Annotated in this window: 19 protein-coding genes; 15 read left to right on the top strand and 4 right to left on the bottom strand. The window is 61.2% G+C overall.

From position 1 onward, the window contains the following. Positions 1-168 precede the first annotated feature (168 nt). Positions 169-1,104, top strand: coding sequence for an AEC family transporter (locus tag AC1D17_RS15640; RefSeq protein ID WP_477566297.1), 936 nt, complete (start codon positions 169-171; stop codon positions 1,102-1,104). Here the strand turns inward: AC1D17_RS15640 and AC1D17_RS15635 are convergent. Continuing rightward, a complete protein-coding gene (locus AC1D17_RS15635; protein WP_477566296.1) occupies positions 1,086-2,735 on the bottom strand; it encodes an acyl-CoA dehydrogenase family protein in 1,650 nt (549 codons plus the stop codon). The two genes, AC1D17_RS15640 and AC1D17_RS15635, sit on opposite strands and share 19 nt — an antisense overlap. A gap of 216 nt (positions 2,736-2,951) precedes the next feature. Between AC1D17_RS15635 and AC1D17_RS15630 the strand changes: the two genes are divergently transcribed. From AC1D17_RS15630 to dprA, 4 genes are read left to right on the top strand one after another with little or no spacing between them, the layout of a single operon-like run. Further along, on the top strand, positions 2,952-3,893 hold the full coding sequence (locus AC1D17_RS15630; RefSeq protein WP_477566295.1) for an aspartate carbamoyltransferase catalytic subunit: 942 nt from the start codon (positions 2,952-2,954) through the stop codon (positions 3,891-3,893). Beyond that, positions 3,890-5,179 (top strand): dihydroorotase, encoded by a 1,290-nt coding sequence (locus tag AC1D17_RS15625; RefSeq protein ID WP_477566294.1) that lies wholly within the window; start codon positions 3,890-3,892, stop codon positions 5,177-5,179. The genes AC1D17_RS15630 and AC1D17_RS15625 overlap by 4 nt, the downstream gene beginning before the upstream one ends. 27 nt (positions 5,180-5,206) lie before the next feature. Next, the gene (gene plsY, locus AC1D17_RS15620; RefSeq protein ID WP_477566293.1) at positions 5,207-5,818 is read left to right on the top strand and encodes a glycerol-3-phosphate 1-O-acyltransferase PlsY; all 612 of its coding nucleotides are present in this window, start codon (positions 5,207-5,209) and stop codon (positions 5,816-5,818) included. A 6-nt stretch (positions 5,819-5,824) separates the two neighbouring features. Continuing rightward, positions 5,825-6,976 (top strand): DNA-processing protein DprA, encoded by a 1,152-nt coding sequence (gene dprA / locus AC1D17_RS15615; protein ID WP_477566292.1) that lies wholly within the window; start codon positions 5,825-5,827, stop codon positions 6,974-6,976. On the opposite strand, the gene AC1D17_RS15610 is transcribed toward dprA, so the two are convergent. Beyond that, positions 6,905-7,333, bottom strand: a complete 429-nt coding sequence (locus AC1D17_RS15610) for a hypothetical protein (RefSeq protein ID WP_477566291.1) — start codon at positions 7,331-7,333, stop codon at positions 6,905-6,907. The two genes, dprA and AC1D17_RS15610, sit on opposite strands and share 72 nt — an antisense overlap. A 182-nt stretch (positions 7,334-7,515) precedes the next feature. Here AC1D17_RS15610 and topA point away from each other — a divergent pair, with 182 nt between their 5' ends. From topA to rpmG, 6 genes are all read left to right on the top strand, one after another. After that, the gene (topA, locus tag AC1D17_RS15605) at positions 7,516-10,233 is read left to right on the top strand and encodes a type I DNA topoisomerase (protein WP_477566290.1); all 2,718 of its coding nucleotides are present in this window, start codon (positions 7,516-7,518) and stop codon (positions 10,231-10,233) included. 5 nt (positions 10,234-10,238) lie between these two features. Then, positions 10,239-12,614 (top strand): ribonuclease R, encoded by a 2,376-nt coding sequence (rnr, locus tag AC1D17_RS15600; protein WP_477566289.1) that lies wholly within the window; start codon positions 10,239-10,241, stop codon positions 12,612-12,614. A 46-nt stretch (positions 12,615-12,660) separates the two neighbouring features. Then, the gene (locus AC1D17_RS15595; RefSeq protein WP_264219174.1) at positions 12,661-13,122 is read left to right on the top strand and encodes a DUF983 domain-containing protein; all 462 of its coding nucleotides are present in this window, start codon (positions 12,661-12,663) and stop codon (positions 13,120-13,122) included. Positions 13,123-13,226: 104 nt separating this feature from the next. After that, a complete protein-coding gene (locus AC1D17_RS15590; protein ID WP_477566331.1) occupies positions 13,227-13,844 on the top strand; it encodes an NUDIX hydrolase in 618 nt (205 codons plus the stop codon). A 13-nt stretch (positions 13,845-13,857) separates the two neighbouring features. Beyond that, positions 13,858-15,042, top strand: a complete 1,185-nt coding sequence (locus tag AC1D17_RS15585) for an MFS transporter (RefSeq protein ID WP_477566288.1) — start codon at positions 13,858-13,860, stop codon at positions 15,040-15,042. A 93-nt stretch (positions 15,043-15,135) separates the two neighbouring features. After that, on the top strand, positions 15,136-15,303 hold the full coding sequence (gene rpmG / locus AC1D17_RS15580) for a 50S ribosomal protein L33 (RefSeq protein WP_018325943.1): 168 nt from the start codon (positions 15,136-15,138) through the stop codon (positions 15,301-15,303). A gap of 734 nt (positions 15,304-16,037) precedes the next feature. Here rpmG and AC1D17_RS15575 read toward each other — a convergent pair. Further along, positions 16,038-17,405: a PleD family two-component system response regulator gene (locus tag AC1D17_RS15575; protein WP_477566287.1), complete on the bottom strand. Its 1,368-nt coding sequence runs from the start codon at positions 17,403-17,405 to the stop codon at positions 16,038-16,040. A gap of 113 nt (positions 17,406-17,518) precedes the next feature. Further along, the gene (locus AC1D17_RS15570; protein ID WP_003547430.1) at positions 17,519-17,890 is read right to left on the bottom strand and encodes a response regulator; all 372 of its coding nucleotides are present in this window, start codon (positions 17,888-17,890) and stop codon (positions 17,519-17,521) included. A gap of 165 nt (positions 17,891-18,055) precedes the next feature. On the opposite strand from AC1D17_RS15570, the gene AC1D17_RS15565 reads away from it, so the two are divergent. The 4 genes from AC1D17_RS15565 to AC1D17_RS15550 all read left to right on the top strand — a co-directional run bounded on the left by AC1D17_RS15565 (position 18,056) and on the right by AC1D17_RS15550 (position 21,766). Beyond that, positions 18,056-18,328, top strand: a complete 273-nt coding sequence (locus tag AC1D17_RS15565; protein ID WP_477566286.1) for a DUF3572 domain-containing protein — start codon at positions 18,056-18,058, stop codon at positions 18,326-18,328. A gap of 2 nt (positions 18,329-18,330) precedes the next feature. Next, entirely contained in the window at positions 18,331-18,972 is a 642-nt protein-coding gene (locus tag AC1D17_RS15560; RefSeq protein WP_477566285.1) for a hypothetical protein, read from the top strand. Positions 18,973-19,114: 142 nt separating this feature from the next. Further along, positions 19,115-20,404: a DNA polymerase IV gene (locus AC1D17_RS15555; protein ID WP_477566284.1), complete on the top strand. Its 1,290-nt coding sequence runs from the start codon at positions 19,115-19,117 to the stop codon at positions 20,402-20,404. 102 nt (positions 20,405-20,506) lie between these two features. Further along, positions 20,507-21,766: a L,D-transpeptidase family protein gene (locus tag AC1D17_RS15550; RefSeq protein WP_477566330.1), complete on the top strand. Its 1,260-nt coding sequence runs from the start codon at positions 20,507-20,509 to the stop codon at positions 21,764-21,766. Positions 21,767-21,801 lie beyond the last annotated feature (35 nt).

Raw genomic sequence — 21,801 nt, 5'->3', positions numbered from 1 at the left:
TGCTCCATTCCGCAAACGTTAATATTCTCTTCCCGCACACTCTCGTCCGTTCGCCCTGACGGTGCAACGTAAACCATTTGTTAAGGTTAATTTCCGGGCGGCGCGGTTGCTGTGCTGTGGACAAGGGTCTATCGATGGGCTCCTCCCCTCCTTCAGGCCTTCCTTCCCATGACGATTATCTTCGAAAGCATCCTGCCGATCTTTCTGCTCGTGTCGCTCGGCGTCTGGCTGAAGCGGTCGCCGCTGGTCGACAACACGCTGTGGGAAGGACTGGAGCAGCTCGGTTACTACATCCTGTTCCCTGCCCTTTTGTTCTCGACGCTGGCGACGGCCGATTTCGCTGGCATGAAGACGGATGCGACTGCTCTGGCGACAATCGGCAGCATCACCCTGATGTCCGGCGCCCTTTTGTTGCTCTGGCCGCTGCTGCGCGCCCACCACGTGTCTTCCGCCGCCTTCACATCGATCTTCCAGACGGCGACGCGCTGGAACGGTTTCATGGCTTTGGCCATCGCCCAAAAGCTCTACGGGCCGCTCGGCCTCAGCCTGACGGCGCTGGTGATGACATTGGTGATCATCCCGATCAATTTCTACAATATCGGCGTGCTGATCGGCTTCAACGGCGGACCGAAGGGGTTGCGGTTCTTCGTTTTCAAGATCGCCACCAATCCGCTGATCGTCGCTTCGGTCCTGGGTATACTGCTGAATTTCTTTCAGCTGCCGGTCTATGCACCGGTTCTGACCGCCGTCGAGATGCTGGCCAGCGCCTCGCTCAGCCTCGGGCTGGTGATGGTCGGGGCTGGGCTGAAGGTCGCCGACGCCCTTCGGCCGAGCATGGCCGCGCTTCTCGCTGTTTTTCTGAAGCTGATCATGATGCCGGTCTTTATGGTCGGCACCGCCACCCTGCTCGGTATCCGCGGTGATGCGCTGCTGGTGATCGCGCTCGGCGCCAGCGTGCCGACAGCGATGAACGGCTATCTGCTCGCCAAGCAGATGGGCGGCGACGCGCCGCTCTATGCCGCCGTTGCCACCGTCCAGACGGTGGTCTCGTTCTTTACCATTCCACTCGTCTTGACCGTGACCGGCTACATTGCGGCCGGATAGAGCAGGTCGACGATGTAGGCGGAATCAAAGCGCGAATCGAGCATGCCATACGTTGAACGCCAGCCCGCAGCCAGACGCGATTCCAGAAACGCATCGGCGATCCGCCCTGCGCCCAGCCGGTAGAGTTCGGCAGCGGCGCCAGCCAGCGCCAGCTGTTCGACCAGCATGCGGGCCGCACCTTCGTCGCGCTCGCAGAGCGACATCGCCGCCCTCAGCACATCGACGGTCTTCTTGGCGGATGGTCCGAGATCGCGGCTGATCACCTGGAACAGCAGTTCGAACAGATCCTTGCCGCGGGTCAGCACTCTCAGCACATCCAGCGCCATGACATTGCCGGAGCCTTCCCAGATCGCATTGACCGGGGCTTCGCGATAGTGCCGGGCGATGGGCCGTTCCTCGACATAGCCGCTGCCGCCGATGCATTCCATCGCCTCGGCGATCAGCGCAGGCGCAATCTTGCAGCTCCAGTATTTGGCAACCGGCGTCATGATCCGGGCATAGGCGGCGTCCTCGGCGCTGTCGCGCGCCTTGTCGAAGGCTTCGGCGAGGCGGAAAGACAATGCGCTGGCGGCGGCGACATCGAGCGCCATGTCGGCCAGAACCCGCGTCATCATCGGCTGGGCGACCAGCGGCTTGCCGGACACCTTGCGGCCACGCACATGATGCACGGCTTCGGCCAACGAGGCGCGCATCATGCCGGCCGAAGCCAAGGCGCAATCGAGACGCGTCAGCGTCACCATATCGAGGATGGTGCGAATGCCGGCATCGGGCGTGCCGAGCACGAAACCGAACGTATCGGAGAATTCGACCTCGGAAGACGCGTTCGACCGGTTGCCCAGCTTGTCCTTCAGCCGCTGGAAGCGCAGGCCATTGGCCGAGCCGTCTTCGAGGAGACGCGGAACGAGGAAACAGCCGAGACCGTCGCGGGTCTGGGCCAGCATCACGAAGGCATCGCTCATCGGCGCCGACATGAACCATTTGTGGCCGTTGAGGCGGTAGATGCCCTCGCCCACGCGCTCAGCTGTCGAGGTATTGGCGCGCACATCCGTGCCGCCCTGCTTTTCCGTCATGCCCATGCCAATGGTGACGGAGGCTTTCTGCATCCAGGGCCGGTTGGACGAATCATACTTCCGGGACAGGATTTTTGGCGCCCATTCCTTCTGAACGGCTGGCGACGCCGAGATCGCAGCAACCGAGGCGCTGGTCATGGTCAGCGGGCAGAGGTGACCGCATTCGAGCTGCGCCGTCAGGTAGAAGCGTAGCGCCCGCGCCTTGTGCGAGCGGCCACGCTCGTCGGCGATGTTTTCCCAGGCGGACGCATGCAGGCCCGACGTCACCGAGCGGCGCATCAGCGCGTGCCAGGCCGGGTGAAATTCGACCACGTCGAGCCGCTCGCCGCGCGGCCCATGGGTGCGCAGCTTCGGCACGCCTTCATTCGCCATGCGGGCCAGGTCCTGCGCCTCGGGCGAGGTCACATAGCGGCCGATCGTCTCGAAATCGTCGCGCAGAGGACGCGGCATCGACGCGGCGATATCGACCAGTAGCGGGTCGGAGCGGAAGGCATTGATCCCCGACCAGGGTTTCGGCTGGTTCAGATCGGCTAATTTCTGTTCGGTGCGGTTCAGAGTCATGTCGCGGTTCTAACCCAAGTCCCTATGCTTAGGAACAGCAGCCGGACGGGATAAATGCCGCTTCCCGCAACAATTTGCGCACGGTGCGGAATGGCCACAAAAGCGTGGGGCCACAAAAGCATGGGCATGGGCCGGGTTTGCGCAGCCTTTGCCTTGCCGGTTGCTCATACAGTCATTATAGACCCACGCAACTTCACAAAAATGAGGCGGCTCCCCATGGATTTCTTTCCGCATCGCCACCTGCTCGGCATCAAGGGCCTGAACGAACAGGACATCACGCTCCTGCTCGACCGGGCCGACGAAGCCGTCAAGATTTCCCGCCAGAGAGAAAAGAAGACCACGACGCTGCGCGGCCTGACGCAGATCAACCTGTTCTTCGAAGCCTCGACCCGGACGCAATCCTCCTTCGAACTCGCCGGCAAACGGCTTGGCGCCGACGTGATGAACATGTCGGTCAGCAATTCCTCGGTGAAAAAGGGCGAAACGCTGATCGATACGGCGATGACGCTGAACGCGATGCATCCCGATGTGCTGGTCGTGCGCCATTCGTCTGCCGGTGCGGCAGCCCTGCTCGCTCAAAAAGTCTCCTGCTCCGTCGTCAATGCCGGCGACGGCCAGCACGAACATCCGACACAGGCGCTGCTCGATGCGCTGACCATTCGCCGCGCCAAGGGCAAGCTGTCCCGTATCATCGTCGCCATCTGCGGCGACGTTTTGCATTCGCGCGTTGCGCGTTCCAACATTCTTCTCCTCAACCAGATGGGCGCCCGCGTGCGTGTGGTCGCTCCGGCAACCCTGCTGCCTTCCGGCATCGCCGAGATGGGCGCCGAGGTCTATCACTCGATGGAAGAAGGTCTGAAGGATGCGGACGTGGTGATGATGCTGCGCCTGCAACGCGAGCGCATGGCCGGCTCCTTCGTGCCGTCGGTGCGCGAATATTTCCGCTACTACGGCCTCGACGCCGAAAAGCTGAAAGCCGCCAAGGAAGACGCGCTCGTCATGCATCCCGGCCCGATGAACCGCGGCGTCGAGATCGCCTCGGAGATTGCCGATGGACCGCAGAGCGTCATCGAGCAACAGGTCGAAATGGGGGTTGCGGTGCGCATGGCGGTGATGGAAACGCTTCTTCTTTCGCAAAACCAGGGGCCGCGCACATGAGCAATTCCGTCGTCCTGAACAACCTGCGCATCATCGACCCCTCGCGCAACCTTGATGAAACCGGCGCGATCATCGTCGAAAACGGTGTGATCGTCGCGGCCGGAAAATCGGCTGACAAAAAGGGCATCCCTGAAGGCGCCGAAATCAAGGACTGCAATGGCCTGATCGCCGTGCCCGGCCTCGTCGATGCCCGCGTCTTTGTCGGCGAGCCCGGTGGCGAATATCGCGAAACCATCGAATCCGCATCGCGGGCTGCGGCGGCCGGTGGCGTTACCTCAATCATCACCATGCCGGATACCGATCCGGTGATCGACGATATCGCACTGGTGCAGTTCGTCCAGAAGACGGCGCGCGACAAGGCGCTGGTCAATGTCTACCCGGCGGCGGCACTCACCAAACATCTCGACGGCGAAGAGATGACCGAGTTCGGCCTTTTGCGCGAAGCCGGTGCCGTCTGCTTCACCAATGGCCGCCGCCCGGTGCACGATACGCTCGTGTTGCGCCGCGCCATGACCTATGCCCGCGAATTCGGCGCGGTCGTCTCGCTCGAGACCCGCGACAAATATCTCGGTGCCGGCGGCGTCATGAACGAAGGGCTGCTGGCCAGCTGGCTCGGTCTCTCCGGCGTCCCCAGAGAAGCCGAAATCATTCCGCTGGAGCGCGACCTGCGCATCGCCGGACTGACGAAGGGGGCCTATCACGCGGCGAAAATCTCGCTGCCGGAATCGGCCGAGGCCATCGCCACTGCCCGCAAGCGCGGCGCCAATGTCACCTGCGGCATCTCGATCAACCATCTGACCTTGAACGAAAACGATATCGGCGAATACCGGACCTTCTTCAAGCTCTCGCCGCCGCTGCGTGGTGAAGACGATCGCGTCGCGATGGTCCAGGCGTTGGCCGACGGTACGATCGACATCATCGTCTCGTCGCATGATCCTCAGGACGTCGATACCAAGCGGCTGCCGTTTGCCGATGCCGCCGATGGCGCGATCGGGCTGGAGACAATGCTTGCGGCCGCCTTGCGCCTCTATCACAGCGGCAGCGTGCCCTTGATGCGGCTGATCGATGCCATGTCGACCCGGCCAGCGCAGATTTTCGGGCTCGATGCCGGCACGCTGAAACCCGGCGCCAAGGCCGACATCACGCTGATCGATCTCGACGAGCCCTGGCTTTTCGCAAAAGAGGCGATCGTGTCCCGTTCGAAAAACACGCCGTTCGAAAATGCCCGCTTTACCGGCCGGGCCGTTCAAACCTATGTTGCGGGAAAACTGGTCCACGCCATCTAGGCGGCACGGACTTCGGGAGGGGAACCGTTGGAACTTTTTGTCTGGCAACTCGGGCTGGCGTTGACGGCCGGTGCTGCGATTTTCGGCTATCTGCTCGGCTCCATCCCCTTCGGCCTGATCCTCACTCGGATGGCCGGGCTTGGCGACGTCCGCAAGATCGGTTCCGGCAATATCGGGGCGACCAATGTGCTGCGCACCGGCAACAAGAAACTGGCGGCGGCGACATTGCTGCTCGATGCCCTGAAGGGAACTGCCGCAGCGGCAATTGCCTCACGTTGGGGGATCGAGGCCGGCATCGCCGCCGGTTTCGCCGCGTTCCTCGGTCACCTCTATCCCGTCTGGCTCGGCTTCAAGGGCGGCAAGGGCATCGCCACCTATATCGGCGTATTGCTCGGCCTGGCGCCGGTCATGGTCCTCCTGTTCGCGGCGATCTGGCTGGCGATGGCCAAGCTTACCCGTTACTCCTCGCTTTCAGCACTGGTTGCAACGCTGATTGTTCCGGTTGTATTGTTGGCGGCCGGATACGGAAAGATCGGCCTGCTCTTCGTGGTGATGAGCATCATCACCTGGATCAAGCACCGCGAGAACATCCGGCGGCTTTTGGCCGGCACGGAAAGCCGGATCGGGGAAAAAGGATAAGGCGGAATGTCGAACGGCAGCGCAGGACGAAACGGGATTGCGCTTTCGGAACGACAAAGGATTGCCTGGCTGAGGCTGATCCGCAGCGACAATGTCGGCCCCGCCACCTTTCGCGACCTCATCAATCATTTCGGCTCGGCCGAAACCGCCCTTGAAATGCTTCCGGAACTGTCCCGGCGCGGCGGCTCCACCCGCGCCATCCGTGTCGCCTCGACGGCCGAGGCAGAGAAGGAACTGGCCGCCGCTCACCGGTTCGGCGCCCGCTTCATCGGCATCGGCGAACCCGATTATCCCCCCGCCCTGCGCCAGATCGATGGCGCCCCGCCGCTGCTTGCCGTGAAAGGCAATCCGGCCGCCGGCACCGTTCCTTCGCTCGGTATCGTCGGCTCGCGCAATGCGTCCATCAGCGGCACGAAATTCGCAGCCATGATCGCGCGTGATGCCGGACGTGCCGGATACTCCATTGTATCGGGGCTTGCGCGCGGCATCGACACGGCAGCGCACCGCGCCAGCCTGGAGACCGGAACGATCGCAGCCCTCGCCGGCGGTTTGGATCGGCCCTATCCGCCCGAAAACATCAGTCTGCTGGAAGAGATCACCGATGGTAATGGCCTGGCGATCAGCGAAATGCCGTTCGGCTGGGAGCCCCGCGCCCGCGACTTCCCGCGCCGCAACCGGCTGATTGCCGGTGTCAGCCTCGGCGTTGCCGTCGTTGAAGCCGCCTCGCGTTCCGGCTCGTTGATTACGGCGCGTTATGCCGCCGATTTCGGCCGGCTGGTCTTTGCCGTGCCCGGCTCACCGCTCGATCCGCGCTGTCACGGCACCAACGGGCTTTTGAAGGACGGCGCGATCGTCACGACGGAAGCGCAGGATATCCTCCAGGCGCTGGCGCCGCTCAGCCGCATTGATCTCTTCACACCACAGCAAGCGGAAGAACCCGGTGAACATGATACCGGACCGATGGCGCCGCCGCCGAATGAGAATGACCGCGGGCGGATCACCGATGCACTCGGTCCGACGCCCGTCGAAATCGACGACATCATCCGCCATACCGGCCTTTCGGCCTCGGCCGTCTATCTGGTGCTTCTAGAACTGGATCTTGCCGGAAGGCTTCACCGGCATCCGGGCGGTCTTGTTTCCCTCAGCATCGGAGAATGAAAGCTGCCTTTTGCCGGACAGGATGTCACCCGCTTCGACAAAAGCCATTTCGATCAGGTAGCGCAGCATATCAGCCCCCTCATGGGCGGCGACGCCGCGAAGTTCTGCGAGCATCTCTTTGATGTAGGCGACCTTCTCGCGGGCCTCTTTGCTGCCGGCCGCGGTTGAATTCGGAATCATCGGTTTTCCCCGTGGTGCTTTCAAATTCCGTCCGTAGCCGGGCACATGATAGTCGAGCGGAAACCCATACACCCCCGCGCGGCCGTCTCGGTCGCAACGAGGACGCAAGAGCTCGAAAGTATCGTCTCGCGTCGTCGTTCTGCGAAATCGGACTACACTTAAAAGACGATAACCCATTTATCTGTAATTGCAATACGCACGTAATCGCCTATAGGTTGCATCGCATTGCAAGGGCTTATTTTTGGCGCAGCACTTGACCGCAGACGAATCCCTGTCCATGTCGGGGCATCGATATTTCCCATTGTGCCGCCTCTCTCCGGCCTGGCACAGCTTTGAACGGTTGCTTTGAGAATATGACCATGAATGTCGTCGTCGTGGAATCGCCTTCAAAGGCGAAGACCATCAACAAGTATCTTGGACCCGGGTACAAGGTTCTCGCCTCCTTCGGTCACGTCCGCGATTTGCCGGCCAAGGATGGCTCGGTGCTTCCGGATGACGACTTCGCCATGCTCTGGGAAGTGGACACTGCCTCCGCCAAGCGCATGAAGGATATCGGCGACGCATTGAAGTCGTCCGACGGGCTCATACTCGCAACTGACCCGGATCGCGAGGGGGAAGCGATTTCGTGGCACGTGCTCGATCTCTTGAGGAAGAAGAAGCTGATCGGCGACAAGCCCGTTAAGCGCGTCGTCTTCAACGCCATCACCAAGAAGGCCGTGCTCGACGCGATGGCCAATCCGCGCGACATCGATGTGCCGCTGGTGGATGCTTATCTCGCACGCCGGGCTCTCGACTATCTCGTCGGCTTCAATCTGTCGCCGGTGTTGTGGCGCAAGCTGCCGGGTGCCCGCTCGGCTGGCCGCGTGCAGTCTGTGACGCTTCGCCTCGTTTGCGACCGCGAAGCGGAAATCGAACGCTTCATCTCCGAGGAATACTGGAACCTCTCGGCGCTCCTGAAGACGCCGCGCGGCGATGAATTCGAGGCACGCCTGGTATCGGCCCACGGCAACCGTTTGCCGCCGCGCGGCGTGACCAACGGCGAAGACGCCGGCAAGCTGAAAGCCTTGCTGGAAGGCGCCGCCTACACGGTCGAGAGCATCGAGGCGAAACCGGTCAAGCGCAACCCGTCGCCGCCCTTCACCACGTCGACGCTGCAGCAGGCCGCTTCCTCCAAGCTCGGCTTTTYCGCCTCGCGGACCATGCAGGTTGCCCAGAAATTGTATGAAGGCGTCGATCTCGGCGGCGAGACCGTCGGTCTGATCACCTATATGCGTACTGACGGCGTCCAGATGGCGGCAGAAGCGATCGATGCGGCCCGCAGTGCGATCGGCGACCAGTTCGGCAACCGCTACGTGCCGGAAAAGGCCCGCGTCTATTCAACCAAGGCGAAGAACGCCCAGGAAGCGCACGAGGCGATCCGCCCGACCGACTTCACCCGCACGCCCGATCAGGTGAAGCGTTTCCTCGACGCAGACCAGCTGCGTCTCTATGACCTGATCTGGAAACGCGGCATCGCCAGCCAGATGGCGTCTGCCGAAATCGAACGGACCACGGCCGAGATTACCGCCGACAACAACGGCCAGAAGGCCGGCCTTCGGGCGGTCGGCTCCGTCATCCGCTTTGACGGGTTCATTGCGGCCTACACGGATGCCAAGGAAGATGGCGAGCAGAGCGACGACGGCGACGAGGATGGCCGCCTGCCCGAGATCAACGCCCGCGAAAACCTCGCCAAGCAGAAGATCAATTCGACCCAGCATTTCACCGAGCCGCCGCCGCGCTATTCGGAAGCCTCGCTGATCAAGAAGATGGAAGAGCTCGGCATCGGCCGCCCTTCCACCTATGCAGCGACAGTGACGACGCTGCTCGACCGGGAATACATCACCAACGACAAGCGCAAACTTATCCCCGCGGCCAAGGGCCGGCTGGTAACGGCTTTCCTCGAGAGCTTTTTTGCACGCTACGTCGAATATGATTTCACCGCTTCGCTTGAAGAAAAGCTCGACCGGATTTCAGCCGGTGAGCTGGACTGGAAGGACGTTCTTCGCGACTTCTGGAAGGATTTCTTTGCGCAGATAGAAGAGACAAAGGAACTGCGCGTCACCAATGTTCTCGACGCCTTGAACGAGGAACTGGCGCCGCTGGTCTTCCCCAAGCGCGAAGATGGCAGCGATCCGCGCATCTGCCAGGTCTGCGGCAACGGCAAGCTGTCGCTGAAGCTTGGAAAATACGGCGCCTTCGTCGGCTGCTCGAACTATCCGGAATGCAACTTCACCCGCCAGCTCTCGTCTGACAGCAATGGTGGCGACGAGGCCTCCGTGTCCAACGAGCCGCTGGCACTCGGCAAGGATCCGCATACGGGCGAGGAAATCACCCTGCGTTCCGGCCGTTTTGGCCCCTATGTCCAGCGCGGCGACGGCAAGGAAGCCAAGCGCTCCAGCCTGCCCAAGGGTTGGACCCCGGCCAGCATCGACCATGAAAAGGCGCTGGCGCTCCTGTCGCTGCCGCGCGATATCGGCGCGCATCCGGAATCCGGCAAGATGATCTCGTCGGGCCTTGGCCGCTATGGACCGTTCATCCTGCATGACGGGAAATATGCTAATGTCGAAAGCATCGAGGACGTATTCTCCATCGGGCTGAACCGCGCGGTCACCGTTCTCGCCGACAAGCAGGCGAAGGGTCCCGGCGGACGCGGTGCGTCGGCCGCTCCTTTGAAGGAAGTCGGCGACCACCCGGATGGCGGGCCGATTACGGTCAAGGACGGAAAATACGGTCCTTACGTCAACTGGGGCAAGGTCAACGCCACCCTGCCGAAGGGCAAGGATCCGGCATCGGTGATGCTTGAGGACGCCCTCCTGCTGATCGCCGAGCGCATTGCCAAGGGCGGCATCAAGCCCGCCAAGGCCACGGGCAAGGGAGGCAAGGCCGCCAAGCCGAAGGCCGCGCCGAAGACCGGTGCAACAGAAGCGAAATCGGCAAAGCCGAAAGCTGCTGCAAAACCGAAGGCCGCGGCCAAGCCCAAGGCAGCCGCCAAGCCCAAGACTGCCGCCGCGCCAGCGGCAAAAGCCAAGAAGGCCTGAACAACGTGACCAGAACTCCACGCGATCGACCCGAACGGCCCGGTAAACCCGCAGTCCGGATCGGACGCGGGGGCAAGAAGGCCTTCATGCCAGCAGACGACACGGTGATCATTCACGGCGCCGTGCCGCCACGCGACGTGCTGATGCGCTTTATCTCGGAAAACCCGGAAAAGGCGTCGAAACGCGAAATCTACAAGGCTTTTGGTCTGAAGGGCGAAACGCGCATCGAGCTGAAGGCCTTGTTGCGCGAGATGGAGCAGGACGGGCTTCTGGAAAAGAAGCGCAACGCGCTGGTGCGCCCGGGCGCCCTTCCCCCCGTCACCGTTCTCGACATTACCACCCGCGACAAGGATGGCGAACTGATCGGCAGGCCGGCCGAATGGCCGGAGGATGCAGGCGTTGCACCGGCCGTATCGATCCGCCAGTCGAGTGTTGGCCAGTCCAAGGGCAAGATGCCCGTCGGCGGCATTGGCGACCGGGTGCTGGCCAAGATCTTCCCGGCCAAGGATCGCGGCGGCCCGGGCTATACGGCCCGTATCATCAAGGTGCTCGACCGCAAGCGCAACAACAACGCAGCCCTCGGCGTCTTTCGCGCAATGCCGGATGGCGGTGGACGCATCATGCCGATCGAGAAGCGCGGCGAGGAAATGCAGGTCGATGCGGAGCATCAGGGACCGGCCAAGGACGGCGATCTCGTCGAGGTCGAAATCGTCCGCTCCGGCCGCTTCGGTCTGCCGCGCGCCGCGGTAAAGTCCGTCATCGGCTCGGTTGCGACGGAAAAGGCGATCTCCATGATCGCCATCCACGCCCATGGCATTCCCTATATCTTTCCCGACAGCGTCATCAAGGAAGCGGACGCTGCGGGCCCCGCCACCATGTCGCACCGCGAGGACTGGCGTTCGCTGCCGTTGATCACCATCGATCCTGCCGATGCCAAGGACCATGACGACGCCGTTCATGCCGAACCCGACCCCTCGCCCGACAACGAGGGCGGCGTCATCGTCACGGTCGCGATCGCCGACGTCTCCTGGTATGTACGGCCGAAATCGGCGCTCGACCAGGAAGCGGCCAAGCGCGGCAATTCGGTCTATTTCCCCGACCGGGTCGTGCCGATGCTGCCGGAGCGGATTTCCAACGAACTCTGCTCACTGAAACAGGGCGTCGACCGGCCGGCTCTGGCCGTGCGCATGCGGTTTTCGAAGGAAGGCCGCAAGGCGGGACATACTTTCCATCGCATCATGATGAAGAGCGCCGCCAAGCTCTCCTACAATCAGGCACAGGCGGCGATCGACGGCAGCCCGGACGATCAGACCGGGCCGCTGCTCGAGCCGATCCTGAAGCCACTGTGGAACGCCTATGCGATCCTGACCCGCGGACGCGAACGGCGTCAGCCGCTTGAGCTCAACATGCCCGAGCGCAAGATCATCCTCAAGGCCGACGGTACCGTCGATCGCGTTTTCGTGCCCGACCGCCTCGATGCCCACAAGCTGATCGAGGAGATGATGATCCAGGCGAACGTGGCGGCTGCCGAGACACTGGAGATCAAGCGCCAGCCGCTGGTCTATCGCGTCCATGATGCGCCGTCGCTCGCCAAGCAGGAGACCCTGCGCGAATTTCTGGCGACGCTCGATCTTTCGCTGGTCAAGGGCGGCAACCTGCGCTCCAACCATTTCAACGGCATCCTGTCGAAGGCCGTGGATCAGCCGTATGAGACCATGGTCAACGAGATGGTGCTGCGCTCGCAGAGCCAGGCGATCTACAGCCCGGAAAATATCGGTCATTTCGGCCTCAACCTGATGAAATATGCGCATTTCACCTCACCGATCCGCCGCTACGCCGACCTGATCGTGCATCGTGCACTGGTCGGCACGCTGGGGCTTGGCGAAGGCGGAATCACGCCTGCCGAAGAGGCAGCGCTCAACGATATCGCCGCCGAGATTTCCACCTTCGAACGCCGGGCCATGGCCGCCGAGCGTGATACCGTCGACCGGCTGATTGCCCATCATCTCAGCGGCCGGGTCAACGAGGAATTCGACGGACGCATATCAGGTGTGACCAAGGCGGGACTATTTGTCACTCTCCCGGCCTATGGCGCCGACGGCTTCGTGCCTATATCTACACTCGGACGCGACTACTTCATCTATGACGAAGCCCATCAGGCCCTTTCCGGCGAAAAAACCGGACTTGGCTATCGTCTTGGCGATCAGATCCGCGTCAAACTGGTGGAAGCCGTGCCGCTTGCCGGTGCGCTCCGCTTCGAGATGATCAGCGAAGGACGCAAGATGCCGACGGCGACCCGCTCCTTCCACAAGTCCGGCCGCCGGGATCGCAGCGGCGCTCGCAAGATGCCGGGAACGCGACCACCGCGCGGCAAGCGATAGAGGACGTGAAGGCAAAGCCTCGCGTCCGCAGATTGAGGATATGGACATGCAGGCAACTGGCAGCACTCAGGAAACAGTCCGCTTCGAGCAGACACGCGAAACCGATCGCCCGGTTGGACGATCGATCAAGCGCGGGCTTTTGAACAAGTGCCCGGCTTGCGGCAGCGGCAAGCTGTTCGGCCGTTTCCTGAAGACCGTGCATGCCTGCTCGTCCTGCGGCGAGCAGCTCGACCAGCATCGCGCCGACGACTTCCCGCCTTACATCGTCGTCACCATCATGGGCCACATCGTGCTTGGCGGCTTCATGGCAACCGAAATGATCCTGCCGATGTCGAATTGGGGGCACCTGGCGATCTGGGTGCCGATCACCATTATCGGCTCGCTGGCGATGATGCAGCCTGTCAAGGGCGGTGTCGTCGGCCTGCAATGGGCCCTGAAGATGCACGGTTTCGGTGGTCACGACGACGAACCGGCAGACGTCCTGCCGGTCACGGACCGGACTGCGTGACGGCCACTCGTGACGGGCCGGCCAATGATCCGCCCTTGGATAATGGCCCGCCCTCGCATATCGCCAAACCCCGCTCGCCGCGGCCGCGCGATGCCGCGTCGATCATGCTGCTCGACCGCTCGCAGGCTTGCGTGCGCGTTCTTGTCGGCCGGCGCAACAAGGCGCATGTCTTCATGCCGAACCTGCATGTCTTCCCGGGCGGGCGCCGGGACAGGGACGACCACAGGCTCTCCTTTAGCGGCGACATCCACCCGGCTGTGCTGGAGCGCCTGAAAACCGCCGACAAATACGCCTCCGAGGGCCGTCTTCGCGCCCTCGCCCTTGCCGCCATCCGTGAGCTGCACGAAGAGGCAGGCATCGCAGTCGGAACCAAAGACTGCGCAAGCACGACGTTACCTTTCCTTCCCGATCTGACAAACTTGCGCTATATGGCACGGGCGATTACGCCGCCGGGACATCCGCGCCGGTTCGACACCCATTTCTTCGCCCTTTTCACGGACGAGGCGGGCGTCGATCCGGGCGATATCCGCGACAGCCGGGAGCTCGAAGATTTGAGATGGATTGATGTGAACGATGTTTCGGCGGTGCGGCTGCCGGACATTACCGGGATCATCCTCGGTGATTTGAGGGCAAGCCTTCAATCCGATGCATCTCTACCCTTCGGGAGGCCGGTACCGTTCTATTACACGCGTCATGGGCGCTTTGTCCGCGACCTCCTTTAGGGAATTTCATTGCATGTCACAGCCGCCGTCCGGCACGCCTGCGCCGGTTGAGGAGATACACTGGCCATCGCTGATTGCCGCCATTGCCGCCATCACGGCCGTCGGCATCGCCATCGGTCTCGGTCTGCCGCTGCTCAGCATCATCATGGAAAAGCGCGGCATTTCCTCGACGATGATCGGCCTCAACTCGGCAATGGCAGGCCTTGCCTCGATGGCGGCCGCGACCGTCACGGCAAAGATCGCCCACCGCTACGGCGTCGCCAATACGATGCTGCTCGCCATCGTCTTTGCCGCGATGAGCGCGCTCGGCTTCTACTACATCGAAAATTTCCTGCTGTGGTTTCCGCTCCGCGTGGTCTTTCACGGCGCCATCACCGTGCTGTTCGTCCTCTCCGAGTTCTGGATCAACGCCACGGCACCGCCAAGCCGCCGTGGGCTCGTTCTCGGCATCTACGGCACGGTTCTGTCGCTCGGCTTTGCGGCCGGCCCGCTACTGTTCTCCATTCTCGGCAGCGAGGGTATCCTGCCGTTTGCCTTCGGCGCCGGCGTCATCCTACTGGCGGCCATTCCGATCTTCCTTGCCCGCTACGAAAGCCCGGCGCTGGACGAAAAACCGGAGCTGCATTTCATGCGCTACGTGTTCCTGGTTCCGACCGCCACCGCCGCTGTGTTCATTTTCGGCGCCGTCGAATCAGGCGGCCTGTCGCTCTTTCCGATCTACGGAACCCGCAGCGGCTTCACCGAATCGCAGGCAGCTCTGCTTTTGACGGTCATGGGTATCGGCAATGTGATTTTTCAGATTCCGCTGGGCATGCTGTCGGACCGCATGAAGGACAGGCGCAATCTTTTGGCCCTGATGACTGTCGTCGGCCTGATCGGGGCACTGTGTCTGCCCTTGATGCAGGGCAATTGGTGGCTGATGGCGATCGTGCTTCTCTTTTGGGGCGGCAGCGTTTCCGGCCTTTATACGGTCGGCCTGAGCCATCTTGGCTCCCGTCTCATCGGCGCCGACCTCGCGGCAGCCAATGCGGCCTTCATCTTCTCCTATGCCGTCGGAACGGTGGCTGGCCCGCAAGCCATCGGCGCGGCCATGGATATTTCCGGGAATGACGGTTTTGCCTGGGCAATCGCCGGTTTCTTCGGGCTTTATGTGGTACTTTCCGTGGTGAGAATCGTTTTCAATCCAAAACGGACTTGACTTTTCGGGCGCGATTTGTAGTTTCGCGCCAAGTTTGCCGGGACCCTTCCCTTGGAAGTCCGCGGCTTTGTTTTTTATAAAGGCAGGACGACCATGGCGAAAGCTGCAAAAATCAAGATCAAGCTTCTGTCGACGGCCGACACGGGTTTCTTCTACGTAACCTCGAAGAACAGCCGCACGAAGACGGACAAGATGTCCTTCACCAAGTACGACCCGGTCGTGCGCAAGCATGTCGAATTCAAGGAAACCAAGATCAAGTAAGATCTGGTTCCGTTTCAAATGAAAGGCGCCGGCTGAAAAGCCTGGCGCCTTTTTTGTTGTGCTCGATCCGGCAGGAACCCTTCAATAATTTTTCCTTACGATTCCGATTTAGGGAATTATGCAGCACCGAAAAACAAAAACGCCGCCCCCAAGGCGGGGACGGCGTTTTAAAGGGCGCCGGCTGACCGGAACCGCGGCACGAGGAACCGCATTGGTTACAAGTCAGCCAGCAAACCCCACGACCCAGGAGATGCGGCGGACCTAGCATCATGGGGTAACTGGTGGGAGTTGTTTTGCTCCCTTGCCTTTGAGAATTGACCGAAAATAAAAAAAAATCAATGAATTCTTAACCACGGCACATGGCAACACTCGGTCATGGTTAATTTTACCATTACCTAATAGACCATCCAACGCTGATTCCGCAGTAAGCCGATCTTCGAACGCAACCTTTTGTAAAGTAATACTATTGTTTCACAGATTTGCAAAATATCAATACTGAGGGCCGCACCGGACGGCGACCCATTTTTAAATATTTGAATTTATTAGTTTAGGCGAAGAACATTCTGGCGCGCGAGACACTCTTCCATCCCTGAGCGGCAAGTCCTTCCTGCCCCAATAGCGCGAGTCAGACCTCGAAAGCAGATTTTTCGGTTAACTTCTGACGCAGGATAGCGCGCGTTTTGTTTTTCTTGTGGAAAACTGCGCGAAAAGCTGAACTCTCAGGCTGATTCTGCTCAGGCAGCGGCGGCGACCACCTGGTTGCGGCCATTGTTCTTGGCCTGGTAGAGAGCCATATCCGCGCGCTTCAACAGAGCCTCCGGCGTATCGCCTTGCGGGTTAAGCGTGGCAATGCCAAGCGACGCGGTGATCGACAGGGGCGTGTCGGAATTCGGCAGAGCGAAACTCCTGCCTTCGACAATGATGCGCAGGCGCTCGGCAATCGCTGCGGCCGCATCGGCGGATGTGTCCGGCATCACGACGACAAACTCCTCGCCGCCAAACCTGCAGGCAAGGTCGGCGCCCCGCACCGTGGAGCGGACGCGATGGGCAAAGTCACGCAGAACCTCGTCTCCGGCATCATGGCCATAGGTATCGTTGACGCTCTTGAAGCGATCGATATCGGTGATGCAGACGGACAAAGGCCGTCCGCGCGCAAGGGCGCGCTCGATCAGCAGTTTCAGATGGTTATCGAGATAGCGGCGATTGTGCAGCCCGGTCAGCCCGTCGGTCACCGCCAGCTCGATCGTCTGCTTGACGCTGGCGCGCAGCCGGTCATTGCAATGCTTGCGGCGGATCTGCGTCAGGCTGCGGGCAACGAGTTCATTCGGATCGACGGGCCGCATCAGATAGTCGGTGACGCCCAGATCCAGCGCGCGAACCACCAGTTCGTCGTGCCCCTGCTCGGCGATGATGAGAAGCGGAATATACCGTGTGCGCTCAAGCGAGCGAAGCTGCGAGCAGAGCCGCAACGGATCGTAGTCGTCGAAGTTCGAATTGACGATGACCAGATCGAAGCTGTTTTCGGCGGCCTCAAACAGGGCGGCCTGCGGATCCGACATCGCCGTCACCTCGGCAACCGGCTTCAGGGCCCGGATGATACGCTCCTGCGAACTGCCTCTGCYATCGACAAGCAGAACGTTGCCGAACTCGTCCGGGCGGTCGGCGGAGGCCAGATCCTGAAAGCCGACATTATGAGCCGTTTCGGCGCGAAGGCGCAGTTCGTCGCTGACATTCTTCAGCCGAACCAGGCTTTTGACGCGCGACATCAGCTGCAGGTCGTTGACCGGCTTGGTCAGAAAATCATCGGCGCCCGCTTTCAGCCCCCTCACCCGATCCGACGGCTGATCAAGGGCTGTCACCATGACAACGGGAATATGGGCGGTGCGCGGGTTCGACTTTACACGCTCGCACACCTCGAACCCGTCGATGCCCGGCATCATGACATCGAGCAGGATCAGATCGACCGGCTGTTTCTCGCAGATCGCCAAAGCCGCATAGCCGTCGGCTGCCGTCAGTACGTCAAAATACTCGGCCACGAGGCGTGCTTCGAGCAACTTGACGTTGGCCGGTATGTCATCGACGACAAGGATACGTGCAGTCATGCAATCTTTCCTGCCAATGAGCGCATGAAACAGAAAGCCGGTTTAACTTTCAAATTCGTTCCATGCGCAAGAGTATCGTTCAGGGGCATTCTTGCCAGCCCCCTGACGCCTCATCAAGCGTCGCCCAAATAAGTCTTGATCGTCTCAATAAATTTCGGCACCGAGATGGGTTTGGAAACATAGGCCTCGCAGCCCCCCTGCCGGATGCGCTCTTCATCTCCCTTCATCGCAAACGCCGTGACAGCGATGACCGGGATGACATGCAATTCGTCGTCTTCCTTCAGCCATTTCGTCACCTCAAGCCCGGAAACCTCCGGAAGCTGGATGTCCATCAGGATCAGGTCTGGCCGATGTTTACGTGCAAGATCAAGGGCTTCCATACCATTTCTGGTCTGAATGGTCGTGTACCCGGACGCCTCGATCAGGTCACGAAAGAGCTTCATATTCAGCTCGTTGTCTTCGACAATCATCACCTGTTTGGGCATTTCGATCCCTTGATTTGCGCTTCCGGCTTGTATGCCCTTCGCATCGCTATACGTTGCGGCACGACTCTGCTCACTGTCCCGGACAATCGGAAGTTAACGCGATTTGGTTGAAAAACAGGTAATATCCGGTAAGAAATTACCCGAATGCGATAAGGACGAATGTGCGTGACCCCATCGGAAGAAACAGCGATTGCCATCCTGGGCTGGCTTGCAAACGAGCCTGAACTGCTTGGACGTTTCCTGGCTCTGACGGGCACGGATCCATCCTCCCTGCGCCACGCCGCGGCCGACCCCGGTTTCCTTGCCGGCGTCGTCGATTTCCTGATGGGCCATGAGCCGACGCTGCTTGCCTTCTGCGAAGCGACCGGCACGCAGCCCGAAGACGTGGTGCGGGCGCATCTCATGCTGTCGGGACCAGACAATCCCGGGGATTTTTGAACGTGCCGGATGCCCTTGACCTCAATCATATCCGCCTGACCGGCCGGCCGCTGATCGTCTGCGATATCGATGAGGTCGTGCTCGAATTCCTCACGCCGTTCCGCAATTTCCTGCGCGCGTCCGGCCGCGATCTTTTGCCACGCTCTTTCCGCCTGCACGGCAACGTCGTCAAGCTCGACAGCGGCGAGCCGGAAGCCGATGAGGCGACAAGCGCCCTGCTGGAGGAGTTCTTCACGCTGCAGGACCTGTGGCAGATGCCTGCCGACCGTGTGGCCGAAACCCTGGCCGACCTCGCCGCTGATGCCGACATCGTATTCCTGACCGCAATGCCACCGCGCCACACCGGCGCACGCAGGGCGCTGCTTAACAGGCATGGCCTTCCCTATCCGATGCTTGCCAGCGAGGAACCGAAAGGCCCGATCATCAAGCGCCTGCATGATGCCCGCGACGTGCCGCTGGTCTTTATCGACGATATCCTGCGCAATCTGCAATCGGCGCAGGCCCATGCGCCGGACTGCCTGCTGATCAATCTGATGGCCAACGCGCAATTTCGGGCGCTGGCGCCCGAGCCCGGCGACGGTATCCTCAAGGCCGACAGCTGGACGGACGCCGCCGCGATCATCCGCACGCATTTCGTGCGCTGAACGCCGGCCGATGAACGGATACTGGGCAAGGAAATCGCTCAAGCCCACGGTTCCTGCGACTGTCATCGAGATTGCCTCTCCACGCCTTGAGACTCGTTAACTTAGGGCGTATCGTCAAAATGTTCAACTTTTGTTCCGATCGATGCAAACAAACGCGCAGCAATTTCCAGGATTTTGCCGGGACTGCCTGACGGGCCAGCCGGCCGGCATTCGCCGTTGCCGGGCCTGCGGCAGCCCGCGTGTGCTCTACCACGCCGAGCTCTATCAGCTGACGCTCGCGCATATCGACTGCGATGCCTTCTATGCGTCGGTCGAAAAACGTGACAATCCGGAACTGGCCGACAAGCCGGTGATCATTGGCGGCGGCAAGCGCGGGGTTGTGTCCACCGCCTGCTATATCGCCCGCATCCACGGCGTTCGCTCCGCAATGCCGATGTTCAAAGCGCTGGAAGCCTGTCCACAGGCAATCGTCATCAAACCGGACATGGAGAAATATGCGCGGGTCGGCCGCCAGGTGCGCACGCTCATGCAGGAGCTGACACCGCTGGTTCAGCCGCTTTCGATCGACGAGGCATTTCTGGAGCTGAAGGGAACCGAGCGCTTGCACCACGCTCCCCCGGCCCTGACGCTGGCAAAGTTCGCGCGGCGGATCGAACAGGAAATCGGCATCACCGTTTCGGTCGGCCTGTCCTATTGCAAGTTCCTCGCCAAGGTCGCCTCCGACCTGCAGAAGCCACGCGGCTTTTCCGTCATCGGGGCGGCCGAAGCGCTGGACTTTCTGAAAGACAGACCGGTCACGCTGATCTGGGGCGTCGGCAAGACCTTTGCAGCGGCCCTGGAGCGTGACGGCATCCGCACGATAGGCCAGCTGCAGACGATGGAGGAAACGGACCTGATGAAGCGCTATGGCACGATGGGCCAGCGCCTCTACCGGCTATCGCGCGGCCAGGACCAGCGCACGGTCGATATCGATGGAGAAGCCAAGAGCGTTTCTTCGGAAACCACCTTCAATGACGATCTGTGCGACTACGACGATCTGGTCACGCACCTGCGCCGGTTGAGCGAACAGGTGGCGCACCGGCTGCGCAAGGCCGACATCGCCGGGCAGACGGTGGTGCTCAAGCTGAAGACCGCCGACTTCAAGAGCCGGACGCGCAACCGCCACCTCGACAGCCCGACCCGGCTTGCCGACCGCATCTTCCGCACCGGCATGCAGCTTCTCGACAAGGAAACCGACGGCACGAAATTCCGCCTGATCGGCATCGGTGTGTGCGACCTTTCCAATCCCGACCTTGCCGATCCGCCCGATCTCGTCGATGCGCAGGCAACGCGGCGCGCGGCGGCTGAAGCAGCAATCAATGCGCTGCGCGACAAGTTCGGCAAGGCAACCGTCGAGACCGGTTACACGTTCGGCAAGGGCCGGAAGACGTAGCCGGCTTCACATTCCCGTGTTCCACCACAACGGCAAAGTTTCCTTAAGTCTCTCCGGCTAGGCTGCTCCCCTGTTTCCTGCGTCCGGATGTTCTTCATGGTTTTGCGTCTTGCATTTGGTCTCGGCTTCGCCCTTGCCTTGTCTGCCAGTACAGCGCTGGCGGGCAGCGAGCAGGCTCCCCTGCAGATCGTCGTTTCCAGGGACCAGCAATCGCTGGTGGTCTATGACGGCAATACCGTGGTTGCCACCTCGAACGTCTCGACCGGCAAAGCCGGTCACTCGACGCCGACAGGCATTTTCTCCATTCTGGAAAAACGCCGCTTTCACAAGTCGAACATCTATTCGAACGCGCCGATGCCCTTCATGCAGAGGCTGACATGGTCGGGCATCGCACTGCACGCCTCCAATCATGTTCCGAGCTATCCGGCGTCCCACGGCTGCGTGCGGATGCCGGACGCCTTTGCCAAGCAGCTGTTCAAGATGACCGGCCGCGGCCTGCATGTGCTGATCTCCGATCGCCAGCTGACGCCCGTTGCGATCTCCGACCCGTTCCTGTTCCAGCCCAAGGTGGAGGAACCGGCGCTGCTTTCGGATGCGACATTGCGGCCGAGTGTTTCACAAGTTCACACCCAGTCCGTCGAAGTGGCCACGATCGAGCCCGCTCCGGAAAAACCGGCGGCCACCGAGACGAAAGGCGAACCACCGATCCGGATGCTGATCACCCATCGCGGCACGCGTGAGATTACCCTTGATATCCAGAGCCTGCTCAACGAACTCGGCTATGCCGCCGGTTTTGCCGACGGATATGCCGGCGTGCAGACCACCGACGCCATCAAGGCTTTTCAGACAGCGGAAAAAATAAGCGTCGATGGAAAGATGACACCGGCGTTCATGGAAGCGCTCTACGCCAAGGCGGGCAAGGGCAAACCGCCGAACGGCCAGTTGCTCGTTCGCCGCGACTTCGAGCCGCTGTTCGAAACACCCGTGGTGATCGACGGGCCGGAGATCGCGCTCGGCACGCATTTCTTCCAGTTCCAGGATATCGACGCCTCCACCGGCAAGGGCGAATGGTTCGTCATGACGCTCGACAACGCATTATCCGGGCCGATGAAAAAGCGCCTTGGCATCACCGTCGAGGAAGACCCGACGGCCTTCAATAGCGCTCAGCGCACGTTGAGCCGCATCAAAATACCCGATGACGCCCGCCAGCGGATCGAGGCGCTGCTTGCCGAAGGCTCGTCGCTGACCATTTCCGACATGGGCCTCGGCCAGGAAACGGGCACCGGCACCGATTTCGTGACGATCACCCGCACCCGATCTGCCGCGTCGCGCGTCATTCATGATGCGCAAAAGTCGCTGTAGCATTTTAAGTTTGTTGCATAACTCCTGGGCCGCAA

Source organism: Pararhizobium sp. P1_E7 (assembly GCF_056405855.1).
Note: the sequence above shows the minus strand (reverse complement) of the source record. Positions and strands in the feature narration are given on the sequence as shown.